Annotated in this window: 19 protein-coding genes; 9 read left to right on the top strand and 10 right to left on the bottom strand. The window is 67.6% G+C overall.

Features of this window, described 5'->3' with window-relative positions; translation table 11 throughout:
• Nucleotide 1 precedes the first annotated feature (1 nt).
• Both pepE and AC1DYD_RS28395 read left to right on the top strand, forming a co-directional pair.
• A complete protein-coding gene (gene pepE / locus AC1DYD_RS28390) occupies nt 2-697 on the top strand; it encodes a dipeptidase PepE (protein ID WP_478176089.1) in 696 nt (231 codons plus the stop codon).
• Between the two features lie 8 nt (nt 698-705).
• Nucleotides 706-1,380, top strand: a complete 675-nt coding sequence (locus AC1DYD_RS28395) for an aspartate/glutamate racemase family protein (protein WP_478176090.1) — start codon at nt 706-708, stop codon at nt 1,378-1,380.
• A 69-nt stretch (nt 1,381-1,449) separates the two neighbouring features.
• On the opposite strand, the gene AC1DYD_RS28400 is transcribed toward AC1DYD_RS28395, so the two are convergent.
• Nucleotides 1,450-2,208: a GntR family transcriptional regulator gene (locus AC1DYD_RS28400; protein WP_478176091.1), complete on the bottom strand. Its 759-nt coding sequence runs from the start codon at nt 2,206-2,208 to the stop codon at nt 1,450-1,452.
• A gap of 169 nt (nt 2,209-2,377) precedes the next feature.
• Between AC1DYD_RS28400 and AC1DYD_RS28405 the strand changes: the two genes are divergently transcribed.
• The 5 genes from AC1DYD_RS28405 to AC1DYD_RS28425 are packed head-to-tail and all read left to right on the top strand — an operon-like array spanning nt 2,378 to nt 9,149.
• Nucleotides 2,378-3,856 carry a mannitol dehydrogenase family protein gene (locus tag AC1DYD_RS28405; RefSeq protein WP_478176092.1) on the top strand — a complete coding sequence of 493 codons (1,479 nt, stop codon included), beginning with the start codon at nt 2,378-2,380 and terminating at the stop codon, nt 3,854-3,856.
• Nucleotides 3,857-3,906: 50 nt separating this feature from the next.
• Entirely contained in the window at nt 3,907-4,926 is a 1,020-nt protein-coding gene (locus AC1DYD_RS28410) for a TRAP transporter substrate-binding protein (protein ID WP_478176093.1), read from the top strand.
• 36 nt (nt 4,927-4,962) lie between these two features.
• Nucleotides 4,963-6,822, top strand: a complete 1,860-nt coding sequence (locus tag AC1DYD_RS28415; protein WP_478176094.1) for a TRAP transporter large permease — start codon at nt 4,963-4,965, stop codon at nt 6,820-6,822.
• 39 nt (nt 6,823-6,861) lie between these two features.
• Complete coding sequence (gene manD / locus AC1DYD_RS28420) at nt 6,862-8,070, top strand: D-mannonate dehydratase ManD (RefSeq protein WP_478176095.1); 1,209 nt, start codon at nt 6,862-6,864, stop codon at nt 8,068-8,070.
• Between the two features lie 44 nt (nt 8,071-8,114).
• Nucleotides 8,115-9,149, top strand: coding sequence for a Zn-dependent oxidoreductase (locus AC1DYD_RS28425; protein ID WP_478176096.1), 1,035 nt, complete (start codon nt 8,115-8,117; stop codon nt 9,147-9,149).
• A 230-nt stretch (nt 9,150-9,379) separates the two neighbouring features.
• Here AC1DYD_RS28425 and AC1DYD_RS28430 read toward each other — a convergent pair whose 3' ends face one another.
• The 9 genes from AC1DYD_RS28430 to AC1DYD_RS28470 form a co-directional block, all read right to left on the bottom strand.
• Nucleotides 9,380-10,087: an ABC transporter ATP-binding protein gene (locus tag AC1DYD_RS28430; RefSeq protein WP_478176097.1), complete on the bottom strand. Its 708-nt coding sequence runs from the start codon at nt 10,085-10,087 to the stop codon at nt 9,380-9,382.
• 149 nt (nt 10,088-10,236) lie between these two features.
• Nucleotides 10,237-11,001 (bottom strand): ABC transporter ATP-binding protein, encoded by a 765-nt coding sequence (locus AC1DYD_RS28435; RefSeq protein WP_478176098.1) that lies wholly within the window; start codon nt 10,999-11,001, stop codon nt 10,237-10,239.
• A complete protein-coding gene (locus AC1DYD_RS28440) occupies nt 10,998-11,963 on the bottom strand; it encodes a branched-chain amino acid ABC transporter permease (RefSeq protein WP_478176099.1) in 966 nt (321 codons plus the stop codon). The genes AC1DYD_RS28435 and AC1DYD_RS28440 overlap by 4 nt, the downstream gene beginning before the upstream one ends.
• A 61-nt stretch (nt 11,964-12,024) precedes the next feature.
• Nucleotides 12,025-12,885 (bottom strand): branched-chain amino acid ABC transporter permease, encoded by an 861-nt coding sequence (locus AC1DYD_RS28445; RefSeq protein WP_478176100.1) that lies wholly within the window; start codon nt 12,883-12,885, stop codon nt 12,025-12,027.
• A 37-nt stretch (nt 12,886-12,922) separates the two neighbouring features.
• A complete protein-coding gene (locus AC1DYD_RS28450) occupies nt 12,923-14,122 on the bottom strand; it encodes an ABC transporter substrate-binding protein (RefSeq protein ID WP_478176101.1) in 1,200 nt (399 codons plus the stop codon).
• An 86-nt stretch (nt 14,123-14,208) separates the two neighbouring features.
• Nucleotides 14,209-15,468: an NAD(P)/FAD-dependent oxidoreductase gene (locus AC1DYD_RS28455; RefSeq protein WP_478176102.1), complete on the bottom strand. Its 1,260-nt coding sequence runs from the start codon at nt 15,466-15,468 to the stop codon at nt 14,209-14,211.
• Nucleotides 15,468-15,791 carry a 2Fe-2S iron-sulfur cluster-binding protein gene (locus tag AC1DYD_RS28460; RefSeq protein WP_478176103.1) on the bottom strand — a complete coding sequence of 108 codons (324 nt, stop codon included), beginning with the start codon at nt 15,789-15,791 and terminating at the stop codon, nt 15,468-15,470. The genes AC1DYD_RS28455 and AC1DYD_RS28460 overlap by 1 nt, the downstream gene beginning before the upstream one ends.
• An 11-nt stretch (nt 15,792-15,802) precedes the next feature.
• The gene (locus tag AC1DYD_RS28465; RefSeq protein ID WP_478176104.1) at nt 15,803-17,242 is read right to left on the bottom strand and encodes a glutamine synthetase family protein; all 1,440 of its coding nucleotides are present in this window, start codon (nt 17,240-17,242) and stop codon (nt 15,803-15,805) included.
• A 12-nt stretch (nt 17,243-17,254) separates the two neighbouring features.
• Nucleotides 17,255-18,580, bottom strand: a complete 1,326-nt coding sequence (locus AC1DYD_RS28470) for an aromatic ring-hydroxylating dioxygenase subunit alpha (RefSeq protein ID WP_478176105.1) — start codon at nt 18,578-18,580, stop codon at nt 17,255-17,257.
• A 287-nt stretch (nt 18,581-18,867) separates the two neighbouring features.
• Here AC1DYD_RS28470 and AC1DYD_RS28475 point away from each other — a divergent pair, with 287 nt between their 5' ends.
• Both AC1DYD_RS28475 and AC1DYD_RS28480 read left to right on the top strand, forming a co-directional pair.
• Nucleotides 18,868-19,605 carry a GntR family transcriptional regulator gene (locus tag AC1DYD_RS28475; protein WP_478176106.1) on the top strand — a complete coding sequence of 246 codons (738 nt, stop codon included), beginning with the start codon at nt 18,868-18,870 and terminating at the stop codon, nt 19,603-19,605.
• 275 nt (nt 19,606-19,880) lie between these two features.
• The gene (locus AC1DYD_RS28480) at nt 19,881-21,326 is read left to right on the top strand and encodes a sensor domain-containing diguanylate cyclase (protein WP_478176107.1); all 1,446 of its coding nucleotides are present in this window, start codon (nt 19,881-19,883) and stop codon (nt 21,324-21,326) included.
• Nucleotides 21,327-21,370 lie beyond the last annotated feature (44 nt).

Consider the following 21,370-nt stretch of genomic DNA (forward strand, 5'->3'; position numbering starts at 1 on the left):
CATGAACCTTCTGTTGCTGAGCAATTCCCGCAGCCCTGACGGCGGCTACCTCACCCATGCCGGCGAGGCCATCGCCGAGGTCGCCGGCGGCCGCAGGCGCGCCGTGTTCATTCCCTATGCCGGCGTCACCATCACCTGGGACGACTACACGCAGCGCGTCGCCGACGTGTTCGCGCCGCTGGGCATCGAGGTGGCCTCCGCGCACAGGGCCGGCAATCCGCGCGCGCTGGTGGAACAGGCCGAGATCATCGTCGTCGGCGGTGGCAACACCTTCAACCTGCTCAAGTGCTGCCGCGATGCAGGCCTGCTGCCGCTCATCACCGCCCAGGTCCGTGCCGGCGCGCCCTACGTCGGCTGGAGCGCCGGCGCCAACCTGGCGTGCCCGACGATCTGCACGACCAACGACATGCCGATCGTCGACCCGGGTGGCTTCGACGCGCTCGGGCTGGTGCCGTTCCAGCTGAACCCGCACTACACCAACGCGCTGCCCGCCGGCCACCAGGGCGAGACCCGCGACCAGCGGCTGGCCGAGTACCTGGCGGCCAACCCGGCTGCCAAGGTGATCGGCCTGCCCGAAAGCAACTGGCTGCGCGTGCGCGGCGCGGAGGTGCAACTGGCGGGCCCCTGGCCCGCCAGGCTGTTCGAGGCCGGCCAACCCGTCCGTTCGATCGACGCCCCGGCGCAGATCGGCCTCTGAGGAATCGAATGTCCGCGACCCTTGGCATCATCCGAGTACTCACCACGGCCGACGAAGCGGTGCTGCTCGAACACGGACGCATCCTCGAAGCCCGCTACGGCCTGGAGACCTTCACGCGTTGCATTCCCGGCCAGCCCAACGGGATCTTCGACGACGCGAGCGAGGCGCTGGCCGTGCCGAAGATCGTGCAATTGGGCCGTGAGTTCGTCGACGCAGGCTGTAGCGCCTTGTTCCTCAGCTGCGCGGCCGATCCGGGGCTGGCGGTCTTGCGCGCCGCCGTGCCGGTGCCGGTGATCAGCGCTGGCAGTGCCGCGGCCCGCATCGCCGCGCACTTGGCGCTGCCGGTCGCGGTGATCGGTATCGGCGCGCAAGCGCCCGCGCCATTTCGCGCGATGCTGGGCGAGCGCGTGCCCTACGGACAGCCCGAAGGCGTGCGGCAGACGACGGACCTGCTCACGCCCCGGGGCCTGGAAAGCACGATCGCCTGCGTCGAGCGGCTGATGGGCGAGGGCGCCCGCGTGGTCGCCTTTTCGTGCACGGGCTTCTCGACCATCGGCCTGGCGCCGCAGTTGCGCCGGCGCCTGGGCTGCGTGGCCATCGACGCGGTCGATGCGGCCGGCATGTTCGCCGTGGAGATGCTCGGCGGTGCGGGGATTCCGATCGGGCCAGTTCCTCGGCGATGATCGGTGCCAGGCCTTCCATCGGCTCGTCAAGCAGCAGCAATCCTGCGCGCTTGAGCCGACTTTCGTCGTTCAGTCGGCAAAATAACTTGCGGGCGCCTGCTCGCGCAGCGCCGCGAGGTGTGCAGTGATGTGATTGATGTGGGAGGCGACGCTCGCGCCCAGGCCGGCCACGTCGCGCGATGCCATCTGCGCCAGCATCTGTTCATGTTCCTTCAGCGCGCGCTCGGCGTGTCCGGCCACGTGGCCCAGCAGCAGCCAGCGCACGCGGTCGAACTGGCGCTTGATGGGTTCCAGCATGGTCCATATGTGTTCGCGACCTGCGAATTCGAACAGGCGCCGATGCATCAACTCATCCAGCTCGGAAAACCGGTCGATCTCGCCGCTCATGACAGCGTTGCGCTGGCGTTCGACGATCTGGCCGAATTCGGTCAGTTGCGCCGGCGTGATGGTCTGCGCGAGCTGCACATGGCTTGCGCATTCGAGCGTGCTGCGCACGAAGCGGCCTTCCTCGAGCAGCGACAGGCGCACCGGCGCCACGATCGTGCCGACCTGGCGGTAGATCAGCACCAACTGCTCATCAGCCAGCTGCGCCAGCGCTTCGCGTACCGGCGTGCGGCTCACTTCGATCAATTTGGAGATCGTCGCTTCCGAAAGCGCCGTGCGCGGGGGCAGAGCGCCGCGCACGATGGCCTCCCTCAGTTGGTTGTGCACCTGCGCTGTATAGGAGCGCGCGGGGTCGAGCTTGAAGCCGGTCAACGCGGTGACCAACGCACCTTCGGTGCGCTGCGGATCGGTCTTGTGGTCGCTGGCGGGGGCTCGGGCGGACATGTGGAAGGCGCTTGCTGCTTGGATGGGTCACTCTACACCATGGTAGTGCACGCAACAAAGGTCTAGAGATCAGGGTTTCCCCGCTATTTTGAGCTCATTTCGCTCCTTAGACTCGCCAGATCGTGCCATGCCACCATGGTACTGTGGTGAATCATCGGAGACAACGCAGATGCCTTCGGCAGCAGATCAGAACTCGCGGCTTTCGCAGCGCAGCCTGCGATACCTCGCTGACGGCGTCGCGCGGCCGACCTACGACCGCACGCGCCTGGCGCGCGGCATCGTGCATGTCGGACTGGGCGCGTTTCACCGCGCCCACCAGGCGCTCTACACCGAGGCCGTCGTCGCCCAGGGCGACCTTCGCTGGGGCGTCGTCGGCGTGAGCCTGCGCGACCCGCGCGTTTCCGAAGCGCTGGCGGCGCAAGACCACCTGTATTCGGTCACCGAGCGCCACGGCGACGATGCGCACACGCGGGTCGTGGGTGCGCTGCGCGGCGCCCTGTGCGCGCCGAGGCAACTCGAGCAGGTCATCGCGGTCATCGCCGATCCGGCGACGGCCATCGTGACCAGCACCGTCACTGAAAAGGGCTACAGTCAGAACCCGGCGAGCACCGACCTCGACACCGACGACGCAGCCGTCCGCCACGACCTCGCGAATCCGCAGACGCCGCAAACCACGCTCGGCGTGCTGGCCGCCGGCATCCGCCGCCGCCCCGCCGGCGCACCCTTGACGCTGGTGTGCTGCGACAACATGGCCAGCAACGGCAACACCTTGCGCAAGCTGCTGGTGCAGTACGCGGACTTGTTCGATGCCAAGCTGGCGCGCCGCATCGAAGCCGAGATCGGCTGCCCCAACAGCATGGTCGACCGCATCGTGCCGGCAGCAACGCCCGCCTCGCTCGAATGGGCTGCCGTGCGGCTCGGCCTGCGTGACGAGGCTGCCGTCGTCTGCGAGCCGTTCACCCAGTGGGTGATCGAAGACCGCTTCGCCGGCATCCGACCCGCCTGGGAGGACGCAGGCGCCTTGCTGACCGGCGACGTGCGTCCGTATCAGGCGATGAAGCTGCGCCTGCTCAATGGCACGCACTCGGCGCTCGCCTACGCCGGCCAGCTGTGCGGACTGGAGACCGTGTCCGACGCCATGGCGAATCCGCTGGTCGGCGGCTTCGCGCGCCGCCTGATGCTGGAGGATCTGCGCGCGACGGTGGCGGCCCCACCGGGTTACGACGTGCTTGCCTACTGCCACCAATTGCTCAAGCGCTTCGAAAACCCGACGCTGGCCCACCGCACGCAGCAGATCGCCATGGACGGCACCCAGAAGGTGCCGGTGCGCTGGCTGCCCGCCTTGCGCGAGAGCCTCGCGGCGGCTGTGGAACGCCCGCAGCTCGAGCGCGCGCTGGCGGCCTGGCTGTATTACCTGGCCACCGAGCGCAGCGACAGCGGCGAAGCGTTGGTCATCAGCGACCCGGGCGCCGCGGCGCTCGCTGCGCGCGTGAGGCAGGCCGCCAACGACACCGACGCGGCGAGCGCCGCATTGGCGCACAGCGCCGTGTTCGGCACGCAGCCCTGGCCGCCGGTGTTCGCCGGCCGTCTGGCCCAGCACCTGTCCACCCTGCGCCGTGGCGGCATGACTGCGTTGCTATCCAGCTGAATCGCGCATCCGCACCACTCACCATCACAAGACCTCACGGAGACATTGCCATGACTTTCGCGCCCACTCGCCGCCAGTTCGCCACTGCCATCGCCGCCACCGGCGTGGCCGCCACACTGCCAACCCGCTTCGCTTTTGCGCAAAGCGAGATCAAGCTCAAGTACGGCACCGCCTTTCCGGCCGATCACCCTGGCACCTTGCGCATCAAGGAAGCGGCCGAAGCGATCCGCAAGGACACCGGTGGCAAGGTCGACCTGCAGGTCTACCCGACCAGCCAACTCGGCAGCGAGCCGGACATGATTTCGCAGACGCGCGCCGGTGCCATCGACATCATGTCCACCGCCGGCACCAATCTGCAAACGCTGGTGCCGACCGCCGGCATCAACGGCGTGGCATTCGCGTTCAAGGACTATGACGCGGTGTGGGCCGCGATGGACGGCGATCTGGGCGCCTACGTGCGAGCCGCACTGTCCAAGGTCAACCTGTATGCCTATGACAAATGCCTCGACAACGGCTATCGCAATATCACCTCGGCCAGCAAGGCCATCGTCACGCCGGCCGACCTGAAGGGTTTCAAGATCCGTGTGCCGGGCATTCCGCTCTGGATCTCGATGTTCAAGGCGCTGGGCGCATCTCCCACCGCGATTCCGTTCGGCGAGCTCTACTCGTCGTTGCAGACCAAGGTGGTCGACGGGCAGGAGAACCCGCTCGCGCTGATCCAGAGTGCCAAGCTCTACGAAGTGCAGAAGTACTGCTCGCTGACGGCGCATACCTGGGATGGCCACTTCATCTTCGGCAACGCGAAGAAGCTGCAGGCCCTGCCAAAGGAAGTCCAGGAGTCGCTGGCGAAGCATCTCAACGCCGCCGCACTCAAGCAGCGCGAGGACATCGCCAGGCTCAACGCCGACGCGCAGGATCAACTGACCAAGCTGGGCGTGACCTTCAACAAGCCCGATCAGGCGCCGTTTCGCGAGATGCTCAAGAGCGCGGGCTTCTATACCGAGTGGAAGGGCAAGTACGGCGACGAGGCCTGGGCCAAGCTCGAGAAATACGCAGGCAAGCTCGTCTGACGCCTGCCAGCCGCCACGACCGATCAGGAACGCGCCATGCAGTCCACCGTCGACCCGCTCGATCTCGCCCCGCCTGCCACCTCGCGCTGGTTCGACCGGTTGCTGGCATGGGTGACCGAAATTCCCGCTGCCGCCATCGTGGTGGCCGAAGTTCTCATCCTCGGAGGCGGCGCCTTCGCCCGCTATGCGTTGCATGCGCCGATCACCTGGACCGACGAACTCGCCAGCATCCTGTTCCTGTGGCTGGCGATGCTCGGATCGTGCATCGCACTGCGGCGTGCCGCCCACATGCACCTGACGACCTTCGTCAAGGACCTGCCGCCTGGAAGGCGCGCCTGGCTCGACGCGCTGGGAATGTCCCTGGTGGTCGCGTTCCTGGTCATGTTGACCGGTCCGGCATGGGAGCATTGGCACGAAGAGATCGAGGTCTCGACGCCGGTGCTTGGCATCAGCGAGGGATGGCGTGCAGGCGCCGTGTTCGCCGGCGCCGTGCTGATGCTGGTGACTGCCGTGGCGCGGCTGGTCGAGCAGGCGAGCTGGAAGCAGATTGCGGTCACCGGTGGCGCCGTGGCGCTGGGCGGCGCGGCGCTGTGGCTGCTGTCGCCGGCGCTGGTCAGCCTCGGAAACATCAACCTGGTGGTCTTCTTTCTGGTCATGCTCGTCGGCTGCATCGTGATCGGCGTGCCGATCGCGTTCGCCTTTGGCCTGGCGACCATGTCCTACCTGGCATTCTCGACCACCACGCCGATGTCGATCATGCCCAACCGCATGCAGGAAGGCATGTCTCACCTGATCCTTCTGGCCGTGCCGCTCTTCGTCTTCCTGGGCTCGCTGATCGAGATGACCGGCCTGGCCCGCGCGATGATCAACTTCCTCGTGAGCCTGATCGGCCACGTGCGCGGCGGCCTGCAATACGTGCTGCTGGGCGCGATGTACATCGTGTCGGGCATCTCCGGCGCCAAGGCGGCCGACATGGCTGCGGTTGCGCCGGCGCTGTTTCCCGAGATGAAAAAGCGCGGCAGCAAGGACGGCGACCTGATCGGCCTGCTCTCGGCCTCGGGCGCCATGTCGGAAACCATCCCGCCGAGCATCGTGCTGATCACCGTCGGCTCCGTGACGGGCGTGTCGATCACCTCGCTGTTCGTCGGCGGCCTGATGCCGGCCGTGGTCGGCCTGGTGCTGATGGCGCTGGTTGTCTGGTGGCAGACGCGCCGCGAAGACATGACCGGCGTGACCAAGGCGACGCGCCAGCAGATCGGCAAGCTGCTGCTGGTGGCGCTGCCTGCGCTTGCGCTGCCGGTGATCATCCGCACCGCGGTGGTCGAGGGCGTGGCGACCGCGACCGAGGTGTCGACCATCGGCATCTTCTACACCTTGCTGGCGGGCATCTTCATCTACCGTCAGTTCGATTGGCGCCGCATCTACCCGATGCTGCTCGACACGGCATCCCTGTCGGGTGCGATCCTGCTGATCGTCGGTTGCGCCACCGCCATGGCGTGGGCGCTGACGCAGTCGGGCTTTGCGCAGGACCTGGTCAAGATCATGACGGCGGTGCCAGGCGGCAAGATGGGCTTCCTGCTGGTGTCCGCTTTGGCGTTCGTGGTGCTGGGCAGTCTGCTCGAAGGGATCCCCGCGATCGTGCTGTTCGGGCCACTGCTGTTTCCGATCGCCAAGCTCGTCGGCGTCAACGAGGTGCACTACGCGATGGTCGTCATCTTCGCCATGGGCCTCGGGCTGTTCGCGCCGCCCTTCGGCGTTGGCTTCTATGCGGCCTGTGCGATTGGTCGGGTATCGCCCGACGTCGCAATGCCGCGCGTCTGGCCGCACATGGCGGCGCTGTTCATCGCGCTCCTGCTGCTGGTGTTCGTGCCCTGGTTCTCGGTCGGGTTCCTGTAGGCGCGCGCGCCTCACCATTCTTCCTTCCTGGAGACTGAATTGAAGATCGAACGCATCCAGACGATCGTCACTTGCCCTGGCCGCAACTTCGTGACGGTGAAGATCGTCACGGACGAAGGCGTCCACGGGCTGGGCGACGCCACGCTCAACGGCCGCGAACTGGCCGTCAAGTCCTACCTCGACGAACACGTGTTTCCGTGCCTCATCGGCCGCGACCCGCGCAACATCGAGGACATCTGGCAATACCTCTACCGCGGTGCCTACTGGCGGCGCGGGCCGGTCACGATGACGGCCATCGCCGCCATCGACATGGCGCTGTGGGACATCAAGGGCAAGCTCGCCGGCATGCCGGTGTACCAACTGCTCGGCGGCAAGAGCCGAGACGGCCTGATGGTGTACGGCCATGCCAACGGCCGCGACCACGCCGAGGCGATCGAGGCCGTGCAGAAGCACGCCGAAGAGGGCTTCAAGGCGATACGCGTGCAGTCGGGCGTGCCGGGTCTGGCCAAGACCTATGGCGTCGGCAAGACCAAGGGCTTTTACGAGCCGGCCGAAAAAGGCCTGCCGCCGGAAGAGCCGTGGGACACCTCGCTGTACCTGCGCCACACGCCCGAGCTGTTTCGCAAGGTGCGCGAGGCTGTCGGTTTCGAAACGCACCTGCTGCACGATGCACACCATCGCCTCACGCCGATCGAGGCCGGCCGGCTCGGCAAGGAGCTCGAGCCCTACAGCCTGTTCTGGATCGAGGACGCCACGCCGGCCGAGAACCAGGAAGCCTTTCGCCTGATCCGCCAGCACACCACCACACCGCTGGCCGTGGGCGAGGTCTTCAACTCGATCTGGGACTGCAAGGATCTGATCAGCGAACAGCTGATCGACTACATCCGCTCGACCATCACGCATGCCGGCGGCATCACCCACGTGCGGCGTATCGCCGACTTCGCGGCGATGTACCAGGTGCGCACCGGCTTTCACGGCGCGACCGACTTGTCGCCGGTGTGCATGGCGGCAGCCGTGAACTTCGGGCTGTGGGTGCCCAACTTCGGCATCCAGGAGCTGATGCCGCACACGCCGCTCACAAACGAAGTCTTTCCGCACAACTACCGCTTCGAAGACGGCTATCTGGTGATGGACGAAGTGCCCGGACTGGGCGTCGACATCGACGAGGACCTGGCGGCGAAGTACCCGTACGAGCGCGCCTATTTGCCGGTGGCGCGCCTTGCCGACGGCTCGATGTGGAACTGGTGACTCAGGCCACCCAAGGCATTTCAAACCAACAGGAAGCTTTCATCATGTTGAGCGTCGTTGTCGATCAACCCAACAGCATGGCCGTGCGCGAACGGCCCATGCCCGACCCACAAGCCGGCGAGGTGCGCGTGCGCGTGCGCTACGCGGGCATCTGCGGCTCCGATCTGCATATCTTTCACGGGCACAACCCGTTCGTCTCATATCCGCGCGTCATCGGCCACGAGTTCGTCGGCCGCATCGATTCGGTCGGCGCCGGCGTCAGCGCTTCGCGCATCGGCGAGACGGTGGTGGTGGACCCGGTCATCAGTTGCGGCCAGTGCCACGCCTGCCTGATCGGGCGGCAGAACGTGTGCAGCCGCCTGCAGGTGATCGGCGTGCATCGCGACGGTGGCTTCAGCCAGTACGCCTGCGCGCCCGAAAGGAATGCCTACGTGGTGCCCAAGGGCCTGGCCGACGCCAGCGCATCGGTGATCGAGCCCTTTGCGGTGGCGGCGAACGTGACGCACCGCACGGGTGTGTTCCAGAGCGATGTCGCGCTGATCTACGGCGCCGGGCCGGTCGGGCTCAACCTGATGCAGGTGCTCAAGCGCGTCTACGGCATTCGCGCCTTCATCACCGATCACTTCGACGAGCGGCTGGCGCTGGCGCGCGACTGCGGCGCGGCGGAGGACGAGATCATCAACACGTCGCGCGAAAACCTTCCGGAAGCCCTGATCAAGCGGGGCCTCGAAGGCGGGCCGACCTTGATCTATGACGCCGTGTGTCATCCCTCGATCATCGAGGAGGCAGTGCGCATCGCGGCGCCTGCCGGCCGGATCGGGGTGCTGGGTTTTTCCGCGACGCCCTCCGCGATTCCACAGCAGGAGCTGACCAAGAAGGAGCTGACGCTGTACGCCTCGCGCCTGAACTGCGCGATGTTTCCGACGGTGATCGACTGGATCCAGCGCGGGCTGGTCGACCCCGGCCGCATCATCAGCCACAAGGTTGACTTCCGTGACGTGGCCGGGGCCTTCGACTTGGCTGAGCGCAATCCACGTTACAGCTGCAAGGTGCTGCTGGACTTCGGCGAGGGCGTGTGATCGCGCGCAGGCATTCGCGGCTCGGACGCTCCTCGCCGCTCTGCTGCGTCTTGGAGTGGGAGAGCGTGCAGGGGTATGACTTCGGGCCTCCGCCTGGTCGGCCCTGGGTCGGCTTTTTGCGGAGCATTCAGTGAACCAGTGCGGCTATCGCTCTACCTATCCATTGGCGCATCTATGCCCTATGCAGGTTGATGAGGGATGCCATTGCGGCGTATGTGTTGCCGGCAGGCTTATTTCGCGACGGCAATGCCCACGCCGAGCAGGCCTTCGAGCAGGGCCGCATCGCCGGCCAGCGCCGCGCTCGGGCCGACATGCACCACAGTGCCGCGCTCGAGCACGATCGCCTGGTGCGTCATCTCGAGGGCCAGCACCGGATGCTGCTCGACCACGATCGACGCCAGGCCCTCGCTCTCGCACAGGTGGCGGATCGAGCGGGCCAGCTCCTCGACGATGATCGGCGCCAGGCCCTCCATCGGCTCGTCGAGCAGCAGCAGCTTCGGGTTGGTCATCAGCGCGCGGCCGATGGCCAGCATCTGCTGCTCGCCGCCCGACAACTGGTTGCCGTAGTTGCCGCGCCGCTCGCGCAGCCGCGGAAAGAACGCGTAGACCCGCTGCAGGTTCCACTTGCCCCGCCGCGCGATCACGGTCAGGTTCTCCTCGACGGTCAGCGACGGGAACACCTCGCGCTCCTGCGGCACCCAGCCGAGGCCGGCGTGCACCCGGCGGTGAGCGGGCCAGCGCGTGATGTCCTGGCCGCACCAGCGCAGCGCGCCGCGCATCACGCGGGTGTTGCCCATCAGCGTTTCGAGCAGCGTGGTCTTGCCGACGCCGTTGCGTCCCAGGATCGCGAGGCTCTGGCCTTGCGCGAGCGCGAAGCTCAGGCGGTCGAGCACCACGGCGTTGCCGTAGCCGGCGACTACTTGGTCGAAGGAGAGCATCTCAGTGTTCCTCCACGCGCTCGCGGGACCCGCGACGCATGAGACAGGCGCAGCCAAATGCCAGGGATACCGCGGAACCGGCTTTGCCGGGCCGCTGGTATCGCCCCCTTGAGGGGGAGGCGCCGCAGGCGCTTCGGGGGTGTTTCGTCCTAACCATGGGCTGCTCCCGAATGGCCGAGATAGACCTCGCGCACCCGTGGGTCGCGGCCGATCTCGGCGGGAGTGCCCTCGGTCAGGATCTGGCCGGCGACCAGCACCGAGATGCGGCGCGAAAAACGAAACACGAGATTCATGTCGTGTTCGATGAACAGCACGCTGATGTCCTGCGGCAGCGCCGCGATGACTTCGAAGAGTTCGCCGCTCTCGTCCTCGGGCACGCCGGCGGCGGGCTCGTCGAGCAGCAGGATGCGGGGTTTGGCTGCCATCGCCAGCGCGATTTCGAGCAGCCGCTGCTTGCCGTAGGCCAGCTCGGCCACCGGCAGCTCGGCCAGCGCGTCGAGCTTGAGGCGCCCGAGCAGCGCATGGGCCTCGTCGAACACGGCCTTGTTGCGCCTGAGCGGACGCCACCAGACGGCACCCAGGCCTTCGCGCTCGCTGATCGCGAGCACCACGGACAGCAGCGGCGTCAGGCTGGGAAACAGCGTGTTGATCTGGAAGGTGCGCGCCAGGCCCAGCCGGGCCCGCCTGTCGGCGCTGAGCGAGGTGAGCTCGCGCTCGCCCATGTGGATCGTTCCGTGGGTCGGCTTGAAGACGCCCGTCAGCAGGTTGATCAGCGTGGTCTTGCCGGCGCCGTTCGGGCCGATCAGGGCCTGCCGCGCGCCGGGTTCGAGCGTGAGGTTGACGTCGTCGACCGCGCGGAAGGCGCCGAAGGAGATCCCGAGCCCGCGGGTGCGAAGTGCGGCGATGCGGCTCATGAAGTCGTCCTCCCGGTCTTCACCAGGCGCGACAGCGCGCCCATGATCCCGCCACGGCCCAGCATGACGGCGGCGATCAGGAAGATGCCGAGCCAGAACATCCAGTACTCGGGATTGAGATCGGCGAACCCCTCGTGCACCAGCATGTAGACGATCGCGCCGATCATCCCGCCGTAGAGCCGGCCGGTGCCGCCGAGCACCAGGATGATCAGTACTTCGGCCGAGCGGTTGAAGCCGATCGACTCGATGCCGACGAACTGCGTGGTCTGGGCCAGCAGCGCGCCGGCGATGCCGGCCACGCCGGCCGACAGCGCGTAGGCCAGGCGCAGGCGTGCCTCGACCGGCGAGCCGATCGCGAGCATGCGCTTGCGGTTGTCGTGGATGCCGCGCAGCGTGAGGCCGAAGGGCGAACGCAGCACCCGCCGGACGCCGAGGAACACCAGCAGCACCACGCCGTAGGCATAGGCGAAGGCGGTCTTGCCGAACAGGTCGAACTCGAACAGCCCGAGCACCGGCGAGATCGCGACGCCCTGCAGGCCGTCGGTGCCGCCGGTGATGGGCGACAGCCGGTTGACCCCTTCGGCCAGCAGCACGCAGACGCCGATGGTGATCATCAGCCGCGTGAGGTCGGCCCCGCGCACGATCAGGTAGCTCAGCAGATAGCCCAGCGCGGCGCACACCACGAGCGCGAACAAGAGGCCGCTGAAGGGTTCGCTCCAGCCATGCTTTGCCAGCAGCCCGGCGGCATAGGCGCCGGCGCCGAAGAAGGCCGCATGGCCCACCGTGAGGATGCCCGCATAGCCGAGCGCCATGTCCAGCGAGACCGCGAACAGCCCGAAGATCATGATCTGGCTCATCAGCGTGAGCTTGTCCGGCAGCAGGAAGAAGCTGGCGCCCAGCGCAAGCCAGAAGGCGACTTCGACCGCGCGCAGGCGAGCCGGCGAAACGACGATGGCTTTCATTGGGCAAGCTCCTTGCTCCGCACTGCGGTGCGCGCTCCCTTCGGAACGGCCGTGCGGGGTCTCATGCGAGCCCCTTGCGCGGGATGATGCCGTTGGGGCGCATCAGCAACATGATGATCATGACGACATAGATGAGAAACGCGCCGGCTTGCGGCAGGAAGTACTTGCCCGCGACGTCGACGATGCCGACCAGCAGCGCGGCCACGAAGGGGCCGGTGATGGTGCCGGCGCCGCCGACGCAGACGACGATCAGGAAGTACACGAGGTACTTGAGCGGGAAGGAGGGCTCGAGGCCGAGCATGCCGAGGCTCAAGGCGCCGCCCAGGCCGGCCAGGCCGCAGCCCAGCGAGAAGGTCAAGAAGAACAGCCGCTGAACGTGGATGCCGGTGCCGCCGGCGACGCGCTGGTTGTCCACCGCGGCCCGCACCATTGCGCCGTAGCGCGTCTTGCCGAGCACCCCCAGCAGGCCGGCGAGCACCGTCACGCCGCAGAGGATCAGGAACAGGCGGTAGCGGCCCACCTCCAGGCCCAGCAGCGAGATGCGGCCGTCCAGCACCGGCGGCAGCTGGAAGGCCTGCATCGTCGGTCCGAAGAAGTAGGTGAAGACGGCGACCGAGACGAACACGATGCCGATCGACAGCAGCACCTGGTCGAGCGGATGCGCACGATAGAGCCGCCGGTAGAAGCAGAACTCGAGCACCGCGCCGACCCCTGCCGCGGCGACGAAAGCCGCCGCCAGCGACGGGAAGAAGCCGACGCCGAAGTGGTTCATCAGAACGCTCGCGGCGTAGCCGCCGACCATCGCGAACGTGCCGTGCGCGAGGTTGACGAAGTTCATGAGGCCCATCGTGATGGACAGGCCCACCCCGATGAGGAACAGGAGCATGCCGTAGGCCACTCCGTCGAAGATCACGATTCCCATGGATGTCCCGTTGCCGCTGGCGCGCCGCCCCCGCGGTCTACTGGCTTTCCTTGGCCGGGTCCTTGACGCGCTCGAACTTGTCGAATTCGACGTTCACGAGCTCGCCGCCCTTGTTGCGTTCGGTCTTGCGGATGTAGACCGTCTGCACGATGTCGCGCGTGGCGGGGTCGATCGCGATCGGGCCGCGCGGGCTCTCGAAGCCGAGGCCCTTGAGTGCTTCCATGACTTTGTCGCCCGAGACCTCGCCGCGGGTCTTGGCCAGCGCCAGGTCGATCGCCGCCATCGTGTCGTAGGCGGTGACCGCGAAGTAGCTCGGGCGCATCTTGGTGCCGAACTCGGCCGCGAAGTCCTTGACGAACTTCTGGTTCTTCGGCGACGGATGCGCGTACGAATAATGATGGCTCGTGACCAGGCCCAGCGCCACCTCTCCGGTGGCGTCGAGGTAGCTGTCGTCGGTCGCTTCGCCGGTGGCGTAGAGCTTGATGCCGGCTTCTTCCATGCCGCGCTCCTTCCAGACCTTGAGGAAGGCCGGCGGCATCACGCCCGAGGGAAAGAAGAAGAACACCGCCTGCGGCTTGGCGTCCTTGATGCGCTGCACGTAGGCCGAGAAGTCGGGGTTGTTCATCGGCGTGCGGACTTCGCCGACCACCTTGCCGCCTTCGGCCGCGAAGGCCTTCTTGAACGCGGTCTCGGCGTCGACGCCCGAGGCGTAGTCGGCGACCACGGTGTAGGCCTCCTTCATGCCCTGCTTGACCATCCAGCGCGCCATCGGGTCGGTGACCTGCTGCACGGTGAACGACAGCCGCGCCACGTAGGGCGAGCTGGTCGTGATGGCGGAGGACGCCGCATTCATCACGAGGGTCGGGATCTTGGCCTGCGTCGCGATGGCCGCGACGGCGTAGGCGTTGGGGCTGAAGTCGAGGCCGGTGAGGATGCTCACCTTGTCGCGCACCACCAGCTCCTGCGCGATGCGCTTGGCGGCGTCGGGCGCCGGGCCCGCGGTGTCCTTCTTGATGACTTCGACCGGGCGGCCGGCGATCTTGCCGCCGTGCTCCTTGAGATACAGCGCGACGCCGGCATCGAACTGGCGGCCGTAGTCGGCGTACGGGCCGGAGTAGGTCGCGATCAGGCCGATGCGCAGCGGCTCGCCGGCGGCGTGCGCGCCGGCCATGGCACCGAAGGCGCCGAGGCAGGCCAGGGTCAGGGTGGCAAGCACATTTCTCTTGTTCATCATCATCGTGGAAGCTCCGTTCAGTGAAACCGGCGAACCGGCAGGCAAGGGGTGATCAGGGAATGCGGTCGGGGCCGGCGCGGCCCCGGATCTCACGCGGCCAGGGCCTCCGGCGTCTTCGGGGCCAGCGTCTTGAGGTCGAAGGATTCGTCGGCGAGCTGGTCGGCGCTGGCGCAGGCGCGGGCGCCGATCAGCTTGCGGCTCTGCATGTGCTCGGCCGGCTTGTTCACCGAATGCGCGGCGACGAGGGTGCCGTGGCGCAGGTAGAACACGCTGAAGCGGTCGCTCGCCATGTCGCCGCGCAGCACCACCTCGTCGCCCGGCGCGGCCAGGCCGGTCATCTGGAACTTGAGGTCGAACTGGTCGCTCCAGAACCAGGGCACGGCAGTGCAGGGCCGTTCGTGTCCGACGATCAGCGAGGCCAGCGCGCGGGCGCCGTCGTTGGCCGACTGGATCGATTCGAGCCGCATGCGCGCCGGTGCGCCGGGTGCCGGCGGCAGCGCCATGTTGGCGACGTCGCCCGCGGCCAGCACGCGCGGCGCCGAGCTGCGGCCCAGCATGTCGACCACGATGCCGTTGTCGACCGCGATGCCGGCCTGCTGCGCCAGCTCGGCATTGGGGAGCACGCCGATGCCGAGCACCACCAGGTCGCAATCGATGCGCTGGCCGCCGTCGAGCTCGACCGCGGCCACGCGGCCCTGTTCGCCGTGCAGCGCACGCACGCCGCGGCCGGTCAGCAGTTCGACGCCGCGGCGCCGGTGCGCGTTCTCGACGAAGGCCGACATCGCCGGCGGGAAGGCGCGCGCCAGCAGATGCGGCTGCGCTTCGATCACCGTCACCGCGACGCCGCGCGCGCGCAGCGCCGAAGCGACTTCGAGGCCGATGAAGCCGCCGCCGATCACGCAGGCGCGCTGGCTGCGCTCGGCGGCATGGGCCACGCGCAGCGCATCGTCGAGGGTGCGCAGGTCGAGCACGCCGTCGAGGTCTGCGCCGGGCAGCGTGAATGGTCTGCAGCGCGCGCCGGGGGTCAGCGCGAGCCAGCCGTAGTCGAGCACGGCGCCGTCGTCCAGCGTCACCGAGCGGGCGCCGGCATCCAGCGCTTCGGCGCGGCGGCCGAGCCGCAGCTCGATGCGGTTCTGCTCGAAGAAGTCGGGGCCGCGCAACGGCAGCTGGTCGAGGGTCGTCTTGCCGGTCAGCAGGCCCTTGGACAGGGGCGGGCGCTGGTAGGGCGCATGCAGCTCGTCGCCGACGATGACGATGCGCTCCTCGAAACCGAGCTCGCGGGCGCTGGCGGCCAGCTGAACGCCGGCATAGGACGCGCCGACGATCACCAGGGGGTGGGCGGCGGGCATCAGCTCTGGGTCTCGGGCACGCGCACCGTGAGGCCGTCGAGCTCGGCCGTCACCATGAGCTGACAGGAAAGGCGGCTGTTCGGCAGCCGCTCGGAGGCGACGCCGTCGAGCAGTTCGCTTTCCATCTCGTCGGCCGGCGGCAGCCGATCGACGAAGGCCTCGTCGACGTAGACGTGGCAGGTCGCGCACGCGCACGAGCCGCCGCATTCGGCATCGATGCCGCGGATGTTGCCGCGGATGGCGTTCTCCATGACGCTGGAGCCGGCCTTGGCGTCGACGCTGCGGCAGCTGTCGTCTTTCAGGATGTAGTGGATCGTGGGCATGGCGGGCGGGATCAGAACATATCGAAGTACTCGCGGTGTTCCCACTCGCTGACTTCGAGGTTGAAGCGGGCGATCTCCGCTTCCTTGATGTGGCAGAGATAGTCGACGAAGCTCTTGCCCAACTGCGCGTTGAGCATCTCGTCGTTGCGCAGGCATTTCAGCGCATCGCCGAGCGAACGCGGCAGGTGCTCCGCCGGCGTCTCGTAGGGCGCGTCGGCCGATGGGCCCGGGTTCGTCTTGTTGCGCATGCCGTCGAGCCCCGAGAACAGCTGCGACGCCAGGTAGAGGTACGGATTGGCGGTCGGCTCGCCCACCCGGTTCTCGATCCGCGTCGCGTTCTGTCCGACGCCGCCCAGCACGCGCAGCATCGCGCCGCGGTTGTCGCGGGCCCAGATGGCGCGGTCGGGTGCCAGCGAGAAGGGGCGGTAGCGCCGATAGCCGTTGATCGTCGGGCTGGCCAGCGCGGCCGAGCCGCAGGCGTGCTCCTTGAGCCCGCCGAGGTAGTGCAGTCCGAGGTCGCTCAAGTCCTGGCCGGGCTCCGAGGGCATGAAGGCGTTCACGCCGTCGCTCCTGCGGCGCAGCGACTGGTGCAGGTGCCAGCCGCTGGACATCACGTTCGGGATGCGCGGACGGCACATGAAGGTCGCGTGGTAGCCGGCGCGCTGGCAGATCTGCTTGATGGCGCTGCGCAGCAGCACCATGGTGTCGGCCGGCAGCACGCCGGCGGTGGGTCCGAAAGTCAGCTCGAACTGGCTCGGGCCGAACTCGATCTCGAGCGAGCGCAGCGGCAGGCCGAGCGCGACCAGCTGCGAGCGCAGCAGCTCCATCACGGCGTCGACGCGGTCGTAGCGCAGCTCGGTCAGGTACTGGTGGCCATGCGACAGCAGAGACACGCGCGGCGGCTCGCCGGGCTGGCCCGAATCGGCCAGGCCCATGCGCGGGTCCTCGAGCTTGAAGACATGGAACTCGACCTCGAGGCCGGCGATGAAGTCCAGTCCCGTCTCGTCGAGCTGCTGCACGGCGCGCTGCAGGATCTGGCGCGTCGCGTAGGGGCAGGGCTTGCCGTCGGCCATGTAGGCGTCGCACAGGACCCAGCCCGAGCGCGGCGCCCACGGCAGCAGCTTGAAGGTCGAGGGATCGGCCACGATCGTGAAATCGGCGCCGCCCTGGAAGCCCTCGATGGCGAAGCCGCCGCCGGCCGCGAACACCGGGAACACGGTCTTGTGCGAGGTGTCCTTGGCCAGCAGCGTGGAGGTCAGGTTGACGCCGTCCCACAGCGCGGCGCGGGCCTCGCTGGCGACCAGGGTCTTGCCGCGCAGCAGGCCGTGCTGGTCGGGCCAGGCGAAGCGCACCACGTCGACTTCGCCGGCATCGATGCGGCGCACCAGTTCCTGGGCTTGCTTGCGCTGGTCGTCGGACCAGAGGCCGTGGCGGTCTACGAAGGAGCTCATGGCGTTGCGTGCTCAGGCGGCGGCCAGGCGGGCCGAGGCCCAGTCCGACTGGAGGCGGCGTTCGCGGTCGGCGCTCTGCCAGTAGCCGTCGGTGTTGCCGGCTTCGCCGATGCCGTCGATCGACGGCGGTCCGGTGAGCAGGCGGGCCTGCGCGGCGTCGATCAGCATCGGCGCGCCTTCGCCGGCCTGCGTGCTCTCGATGGCTTTCACCAGCATGCGGCGGTAGGTGATGATCCCCTTGTCGGTGCTGCCCAGATGCTCGCGCGTGCGGTCCTGGATCGGGCCCTGCGACTCGATGGCCCATTGGTCGTGGACGTTGATGTCGTCGCCCATGCCGGTGTAGGTCTGGCTCAGCTGCTCGTCGATGCTGTAGCCGTAGTTGTTGCGCTTGTTCTTGCGCGAGGTGTAGTCGGGCAGCTCGTACAGCGCGAGCCGCTGGTCGCGCATCTGCTGCTTGTCGACCGGGCTGGTGAAGCTGGTGAAGATCGCATACCAGTAGCAGCGCGTGTCGTCGACCGGCACATGCCACTGCGAGATCGTCATCTCGGCGCTCATCGGGATCACGAAGGCCTGCGGGAACACCACGTTGGTCACGCGCACGTGGGTCTGGGTCTGCGAGAGCTGGCGCAGCGCCGTCAGCCGCATGCCGTAGTCGGTCGGCTCGACGCTGATGTCCGGGCGGTCGTACTCGCGCAGCACCTGGGTGATCGGCATGTCGGAGTCGGCCGAGGCGCCGCGGAACTGCTTGCCGTAGCTCTCCGAGGTGTCCGCGTCCTCGAAGAAGCGATGCAGGTAGGAGGCGTGCGCCGGGTCGATGCCGACCTCCAGCGCCTGCAGCCAGTTGCACTCGAACAGGCCCTTGAAGGCGAAGGTGTGCGAGTCGGGTGCCACGAAGCAGTCGAATTCGGGGAAGGCCGGCGGCTCGCCTTCGCCGATGTAAGCGAACACGGTGCCGGCGCGCTCGACCACCGGATAGGCGGCCTGCTTGATGCGGCTGCACAGCTTGCTGCCCACGGGTTCGGCGGGCGTTTCGAGGCAGTTGCCCCTGGCGTCGAACAGCCAGCCGTGAAAGGGGCAGCGCAGGCCGCCGTCCTCGAGGCGGCCGAAAGCCAGGTCGGCGCCGCGGTGTGGGCAGTCGCGGTCGAGCATGCCCAGCTGGCCCTTCTCGTCGCGAAACAGCACGAAGTGCTGGCCCATCAGCTGAACCGCCTTGACCGGGCGCGGGCCGGCCAGTTCGTCGGCGAGGGCCACCGGTTGCCAGTAGCGGCGCAGCAGCTTGCCGGCGGGGGTGCCCCGGCCGATCCGGGTCATCAAATCGTTCTGTTCAGCGCTGATCATGGGTACTCCATCGAGAGGTGACTTTTGGAAACATGGACTGCATGCAATTGCATACATTGTCGGATCGGTCTTTGTTCCAGGTCAATCTTTTTTCGCGCGCATTCGCTGTTTCCGGGGCTGGACAAAGGGTTAACACTGATTTTTGAGTGCATCTTCATGGTGCATCTAGGTATTCATACTGCGTGGTTGCATCGATGCATGCAACAACTGGACCATCCATCCGAGGCTGTGTGCAGCGCAGGCTGATCTCCTTAGAATCGAGTCATTCCTTCGCTCTGCCGACCCAGATGGACTCTCAACAATCCCGCGTGCTGGTTCAACTCCGCGACCTGATCCTCAAGGGCGAATTCGTGCCTGGCGAGCGGTTGGCCGAGATTCCGCTGGCGGAAAAACTCGGCGCTTCGCGCACGCCGGTGCGGCTGGCGTTGACCAGCCTGGAGCATGAGGGCCTGATCGAGCAGTCGCCGAGCGGCGGCTACCAGATGCGCCGCTTCACCTCGCAGGAGATCGCCGACGCGATCCGCGTGCGCGGCGTGGTCGAGGGGTTCGCGGCCCGCCTGCTGGCCGAGGAGGGCGCTTCGCGCCAGTTGCTGCGCGAGCTGCACGAGTGCCTCGACGACGGCGACAAGGCGGTCAACAAGGCCGAGATGGGCCTGGACGACTACGCGGCCTACGTCGAGATGAACGACCGCTTCCACAAGCTGATCATGCAGGGCTGCGGCAACCTCGCGCTGCAGCGCGTGATGGACATGCTCGACGGCCAGCCCTTCGCCTCGCCGAGCGCGATGCTGCCGATGCAGTCCTCGATGGAAGAGGAAGGGCACCAGTGGATGAAGCAGGCCCACCGCACGCACCATGCGATGGTCCAGGCCATCGAGCGCGGCCAGGGCTCGCGCGCGCAGGCGCTCGGCGAGGAGCACGTGGAGATCGCGCGCATGAATCTCGAGTACGCGCTCGAGCGGCCGGAACTCGCGGCCGAGCTGATGCCGGGGATGCGGCTGGTGGCGGGGAAGACGCGGGGGTAGGGGCCGGTGCCGACGCCGACAGGGCCTTCGGACGGCTCAGGGCAGATCGACGATCTCGATCCAGTTCGGGTTCTTGCCGACGGCCAGGCGTTGCGGCGTGCCCAGCGCACGCTGGCGCCGTCTACAGGGTGCACCGAGACGCTGCGCGACTCCTGTCCGGCCGCGCCGAGACGACCTCCACCAGCTGCGATGCGAAATGCAATGCATGGACAATAGGCGACTCATCCAGCCCCTTGGCGCGAAATCCAGCTTCTGCCTCCAGGAAACCTGCCTCCATGTCCCAGTCTGCCGACCTCGAGTCGATGTTCGACCTGTCGCCCGTCTCCCTCTGGCTCGAGGACTACAGCGGACTCAAGGACCTGTTCGACGAATGGCGCGCCGCCGGCGTCACCGACCTGGCCGCGCACCTCGCCGAGGATCCGGCCCGGGTCCGCGACTGCATGGCGCGCTTCAAGGTCCGGCGCGTCAACCAGCACACGCTGGCCCTGTTCGGCGCACCGAGCCAGGAAGCCCTGTTGGCCAAGCTGGACCAGGTCTTCCGCGACGACATGGCCGACAGCGTCCTGCATGAGCTCCAACAGCTCTGGCAGGGGGCCCTGAGCGCGGAGAACCAGACCGTCAACTACACGCTCGACGGCCGCCGGCTCGACGTGCAGGTGCGCCTGCGGATCCTTCCGGGCCACGAAGCGCGCTGGGACCGCGTGCTGGTGTCGCTGGAAGACATCACGGCCCGCGTCGCCGCCTACCGCGAGCGTACGGACGCCGAGCGCTATGCGCGCGACCTCTTCGGCCACTCGCCGGTCTCGCTGTGGGTCGAGGATTTCAGCGCCGTCAAGAAGCTGCTCGACGAGATCCGGCAGCGCGGCATCACCGATTTCACGACCTTCATCAAGGTGCATCCTGAATTCGTCACCCGCTGCATGCAGGAGATCCGGGTGATCGACGTCAACCGCGAGACGCTGCGGATGTTCGGCGCCGCCGACACGCCCGACCTGCTGCGCAACATCGGCAAGGTGTTTCGCGGCGAGATGCAGGATTCCTTCGCCGAGCAGTTGCGGGACCTCTGGGACAACAAGACCTCGCAGCAGCGCGAGGTCGTCAACTACGCGCTGAGCGGCGACCTGATCAACATCCACATGCAGTTCACCGTGCTGCAGCACCACCTGCAGACCTGGGACCTGGTGCTGGTGTCGCTGGTCGACATCACGGCGCGCAAGAAGGCCGAGGCCTACCTCGAGTACCTCGGAAAGCACGACGTGCTGACGCAGCTGTGCAACCGCGCCTTCTATACCGAAGAGCTGCACCGGCTGTCGCGCAAGGGCCCCTGGCCGGTGTCCGTCATCGCGATCGACCTCAACGGACTCAAGCGCACCAACGACGAGGACGGCCACGCCGCCGGCGATGCCTTGCTGCGCCGCGTCGGCGAAGTGCTCTCCAAGGCCGTGGACGCGCCCGGCTGGCCGGCGCGCGTCGGCGGCGACGAGTTCGCGGTGCTGCTGCCCACGACCGACGAGCGCGGCGCCGCGGCCATGCGGGAGCGCATCCTGTCGCTGCTCGACCTCAACAACCAGTTCCATGCGGGGCAGAGCGGGCGTGCCGTCAGCCTGGCGATCGGCGTGGCGACCTGCGCTTCCGGGGACCAGCTGGAAGCGGCATTGCTGAGGGCCGACCGCGCCATGTACGAGGACAAGTCGCGGTACTACGCGAGCAGTACCGCGTAGGACACCGTGCCGCGCGCAGCCCTTGCGCGGGGGCAGGGGTCGTG

Source organism: Variovorax sp. P4_B11, from assembly GCF_056402355.1.

Bases quoted from the DNA above. Each gene is read 5' to 3' on its own strand.
- pepE (WP_478176089.1), top strand. From the start codon at position 2: ATGAACCTTCTGTTGCTGAGCAATTCCCGCAGCCCTGACGGCGGCTAC.
- AC1DYD_RS28395 (WP_478176090.1), top strand. From the start codon at position 706: ATGTCCGCGACCCTTGGCATCATCCGAGTACTCACCACGGCCGACGAA.
- AC1DYD_RS28400 (WP_478176091.1), bottom strand. From the start codon at position 2,208: ATGTCCGCCCGAGCCCCCGCCAGCGACCACAAGACCGATCCGCAGCGC.
- AC1DYD_RS28405 (WP_478176092.1), top strand. From the start codon at position 2,378: ATGCCTTCGGCAGCAGATCAGAACTCGCGGCTTTCGCAGCGCAGCCTG.
- AC1DYD_RS28410 (WP_478176093.1), top strand. From the start codon at position 3,907: ATGACTTTCGCGCCCACTCGCCGCCAGTTCGCCACTGCCATCGCCGCC.
- AC1DYD_RS28415 (WP_478176094.1), top strand. From the start codon at position 4,963: ATGCAGTCCACCGTCGACCCGCTCGATCTCGCCCCGCCTGCCACCTCG.
- AC1DYD_RS28425 (WP_478176096.1), top strand. From the start codon at position 8,115: ATGTTGAGCGTCGTTGTCGATCAACCCAACAGCATGGCCGTGCGCGAA.
- AC1DYD_RS28430 (WP_478176097.1), bottom strand. From the start codon at position 10,087: ATGCTCTCCTTCGACCAAGTAGTCGCCGGCTACGGCAACGCCGTGGTG.
- AC1DYD_RS28435 (WP_478176098.1), bottom strand. From the start codon at position 11,001: ATGAGCCGCATCGCCGCACTTCGCACCCGCGGGCTCGGGATCTCCTTC.
- AC1DYD_RS28440 (WP_478176099.1), bottom strand. From the start codon at position 11,963: ATGAAAGCCATCGTCGTTTCGCCGGCTCGCCTGCGCGCGGTCGAAGTC.
- AC1DYD_RS28445 (WP_478176100.1), bottom strand. From the start codon at position 12,885: ATGGGAATCGTGATCTTCGACGGAGTGGCCTACGGCATGCTCCTGTTC.
- AC1DYD_RS28450 (WP_478176101.1), bottom strand. From the start codon at position 14,122: ATGATGATGAACAAGAGAAATGTGCTTGCCACCCTGACCCTGGCCTGC.
- AC1DYD_RS28455 (WP_478176102.1), bottom strand. From the start codon at position 15,468: ATGCCCGCCGCCCACCCCCTGGTGATCGTCGGCGCGTCCTATGCCGGC.
- AC1DYD_RS28460 (WP_478176103.1), bottom strand. From the start codon at position 15,791: ATGCCCACGATCCACTACATCCTGAAAGACGACAGCTGCCGCAGCGTC.
- AC1DYD_RS28465 (WP_478176104.1), bottom strand. From the start codon at position 17,242: ATGAGCTCCTTCGTAGACCGCCACGGCCTCTGGTCCGACGACCAGCGC.
- AC1DYD_RS28470 (WP_478176105.1), bottom strand. From the start codon at position 18,580: ATGATCAGCGCTGAACAGAACGATTTGATGACCCGGATCGGCCGGGGC.
- AC1DYD_RS28475 (WP_478176106.1), top strand. From the start codon at position 18,868: ATGGACTCTCAACAATCCCGCGTGCTGGTTCAACTCCGCGACCTGATC.
- AC1DYD_RS28480 (WP_478176107.1), top strand. From the start codon at position 19,881: ATGTCCCAGTCTGCCGACCTCGAGTCGATGTTCGACCTGTCGCCCGTC.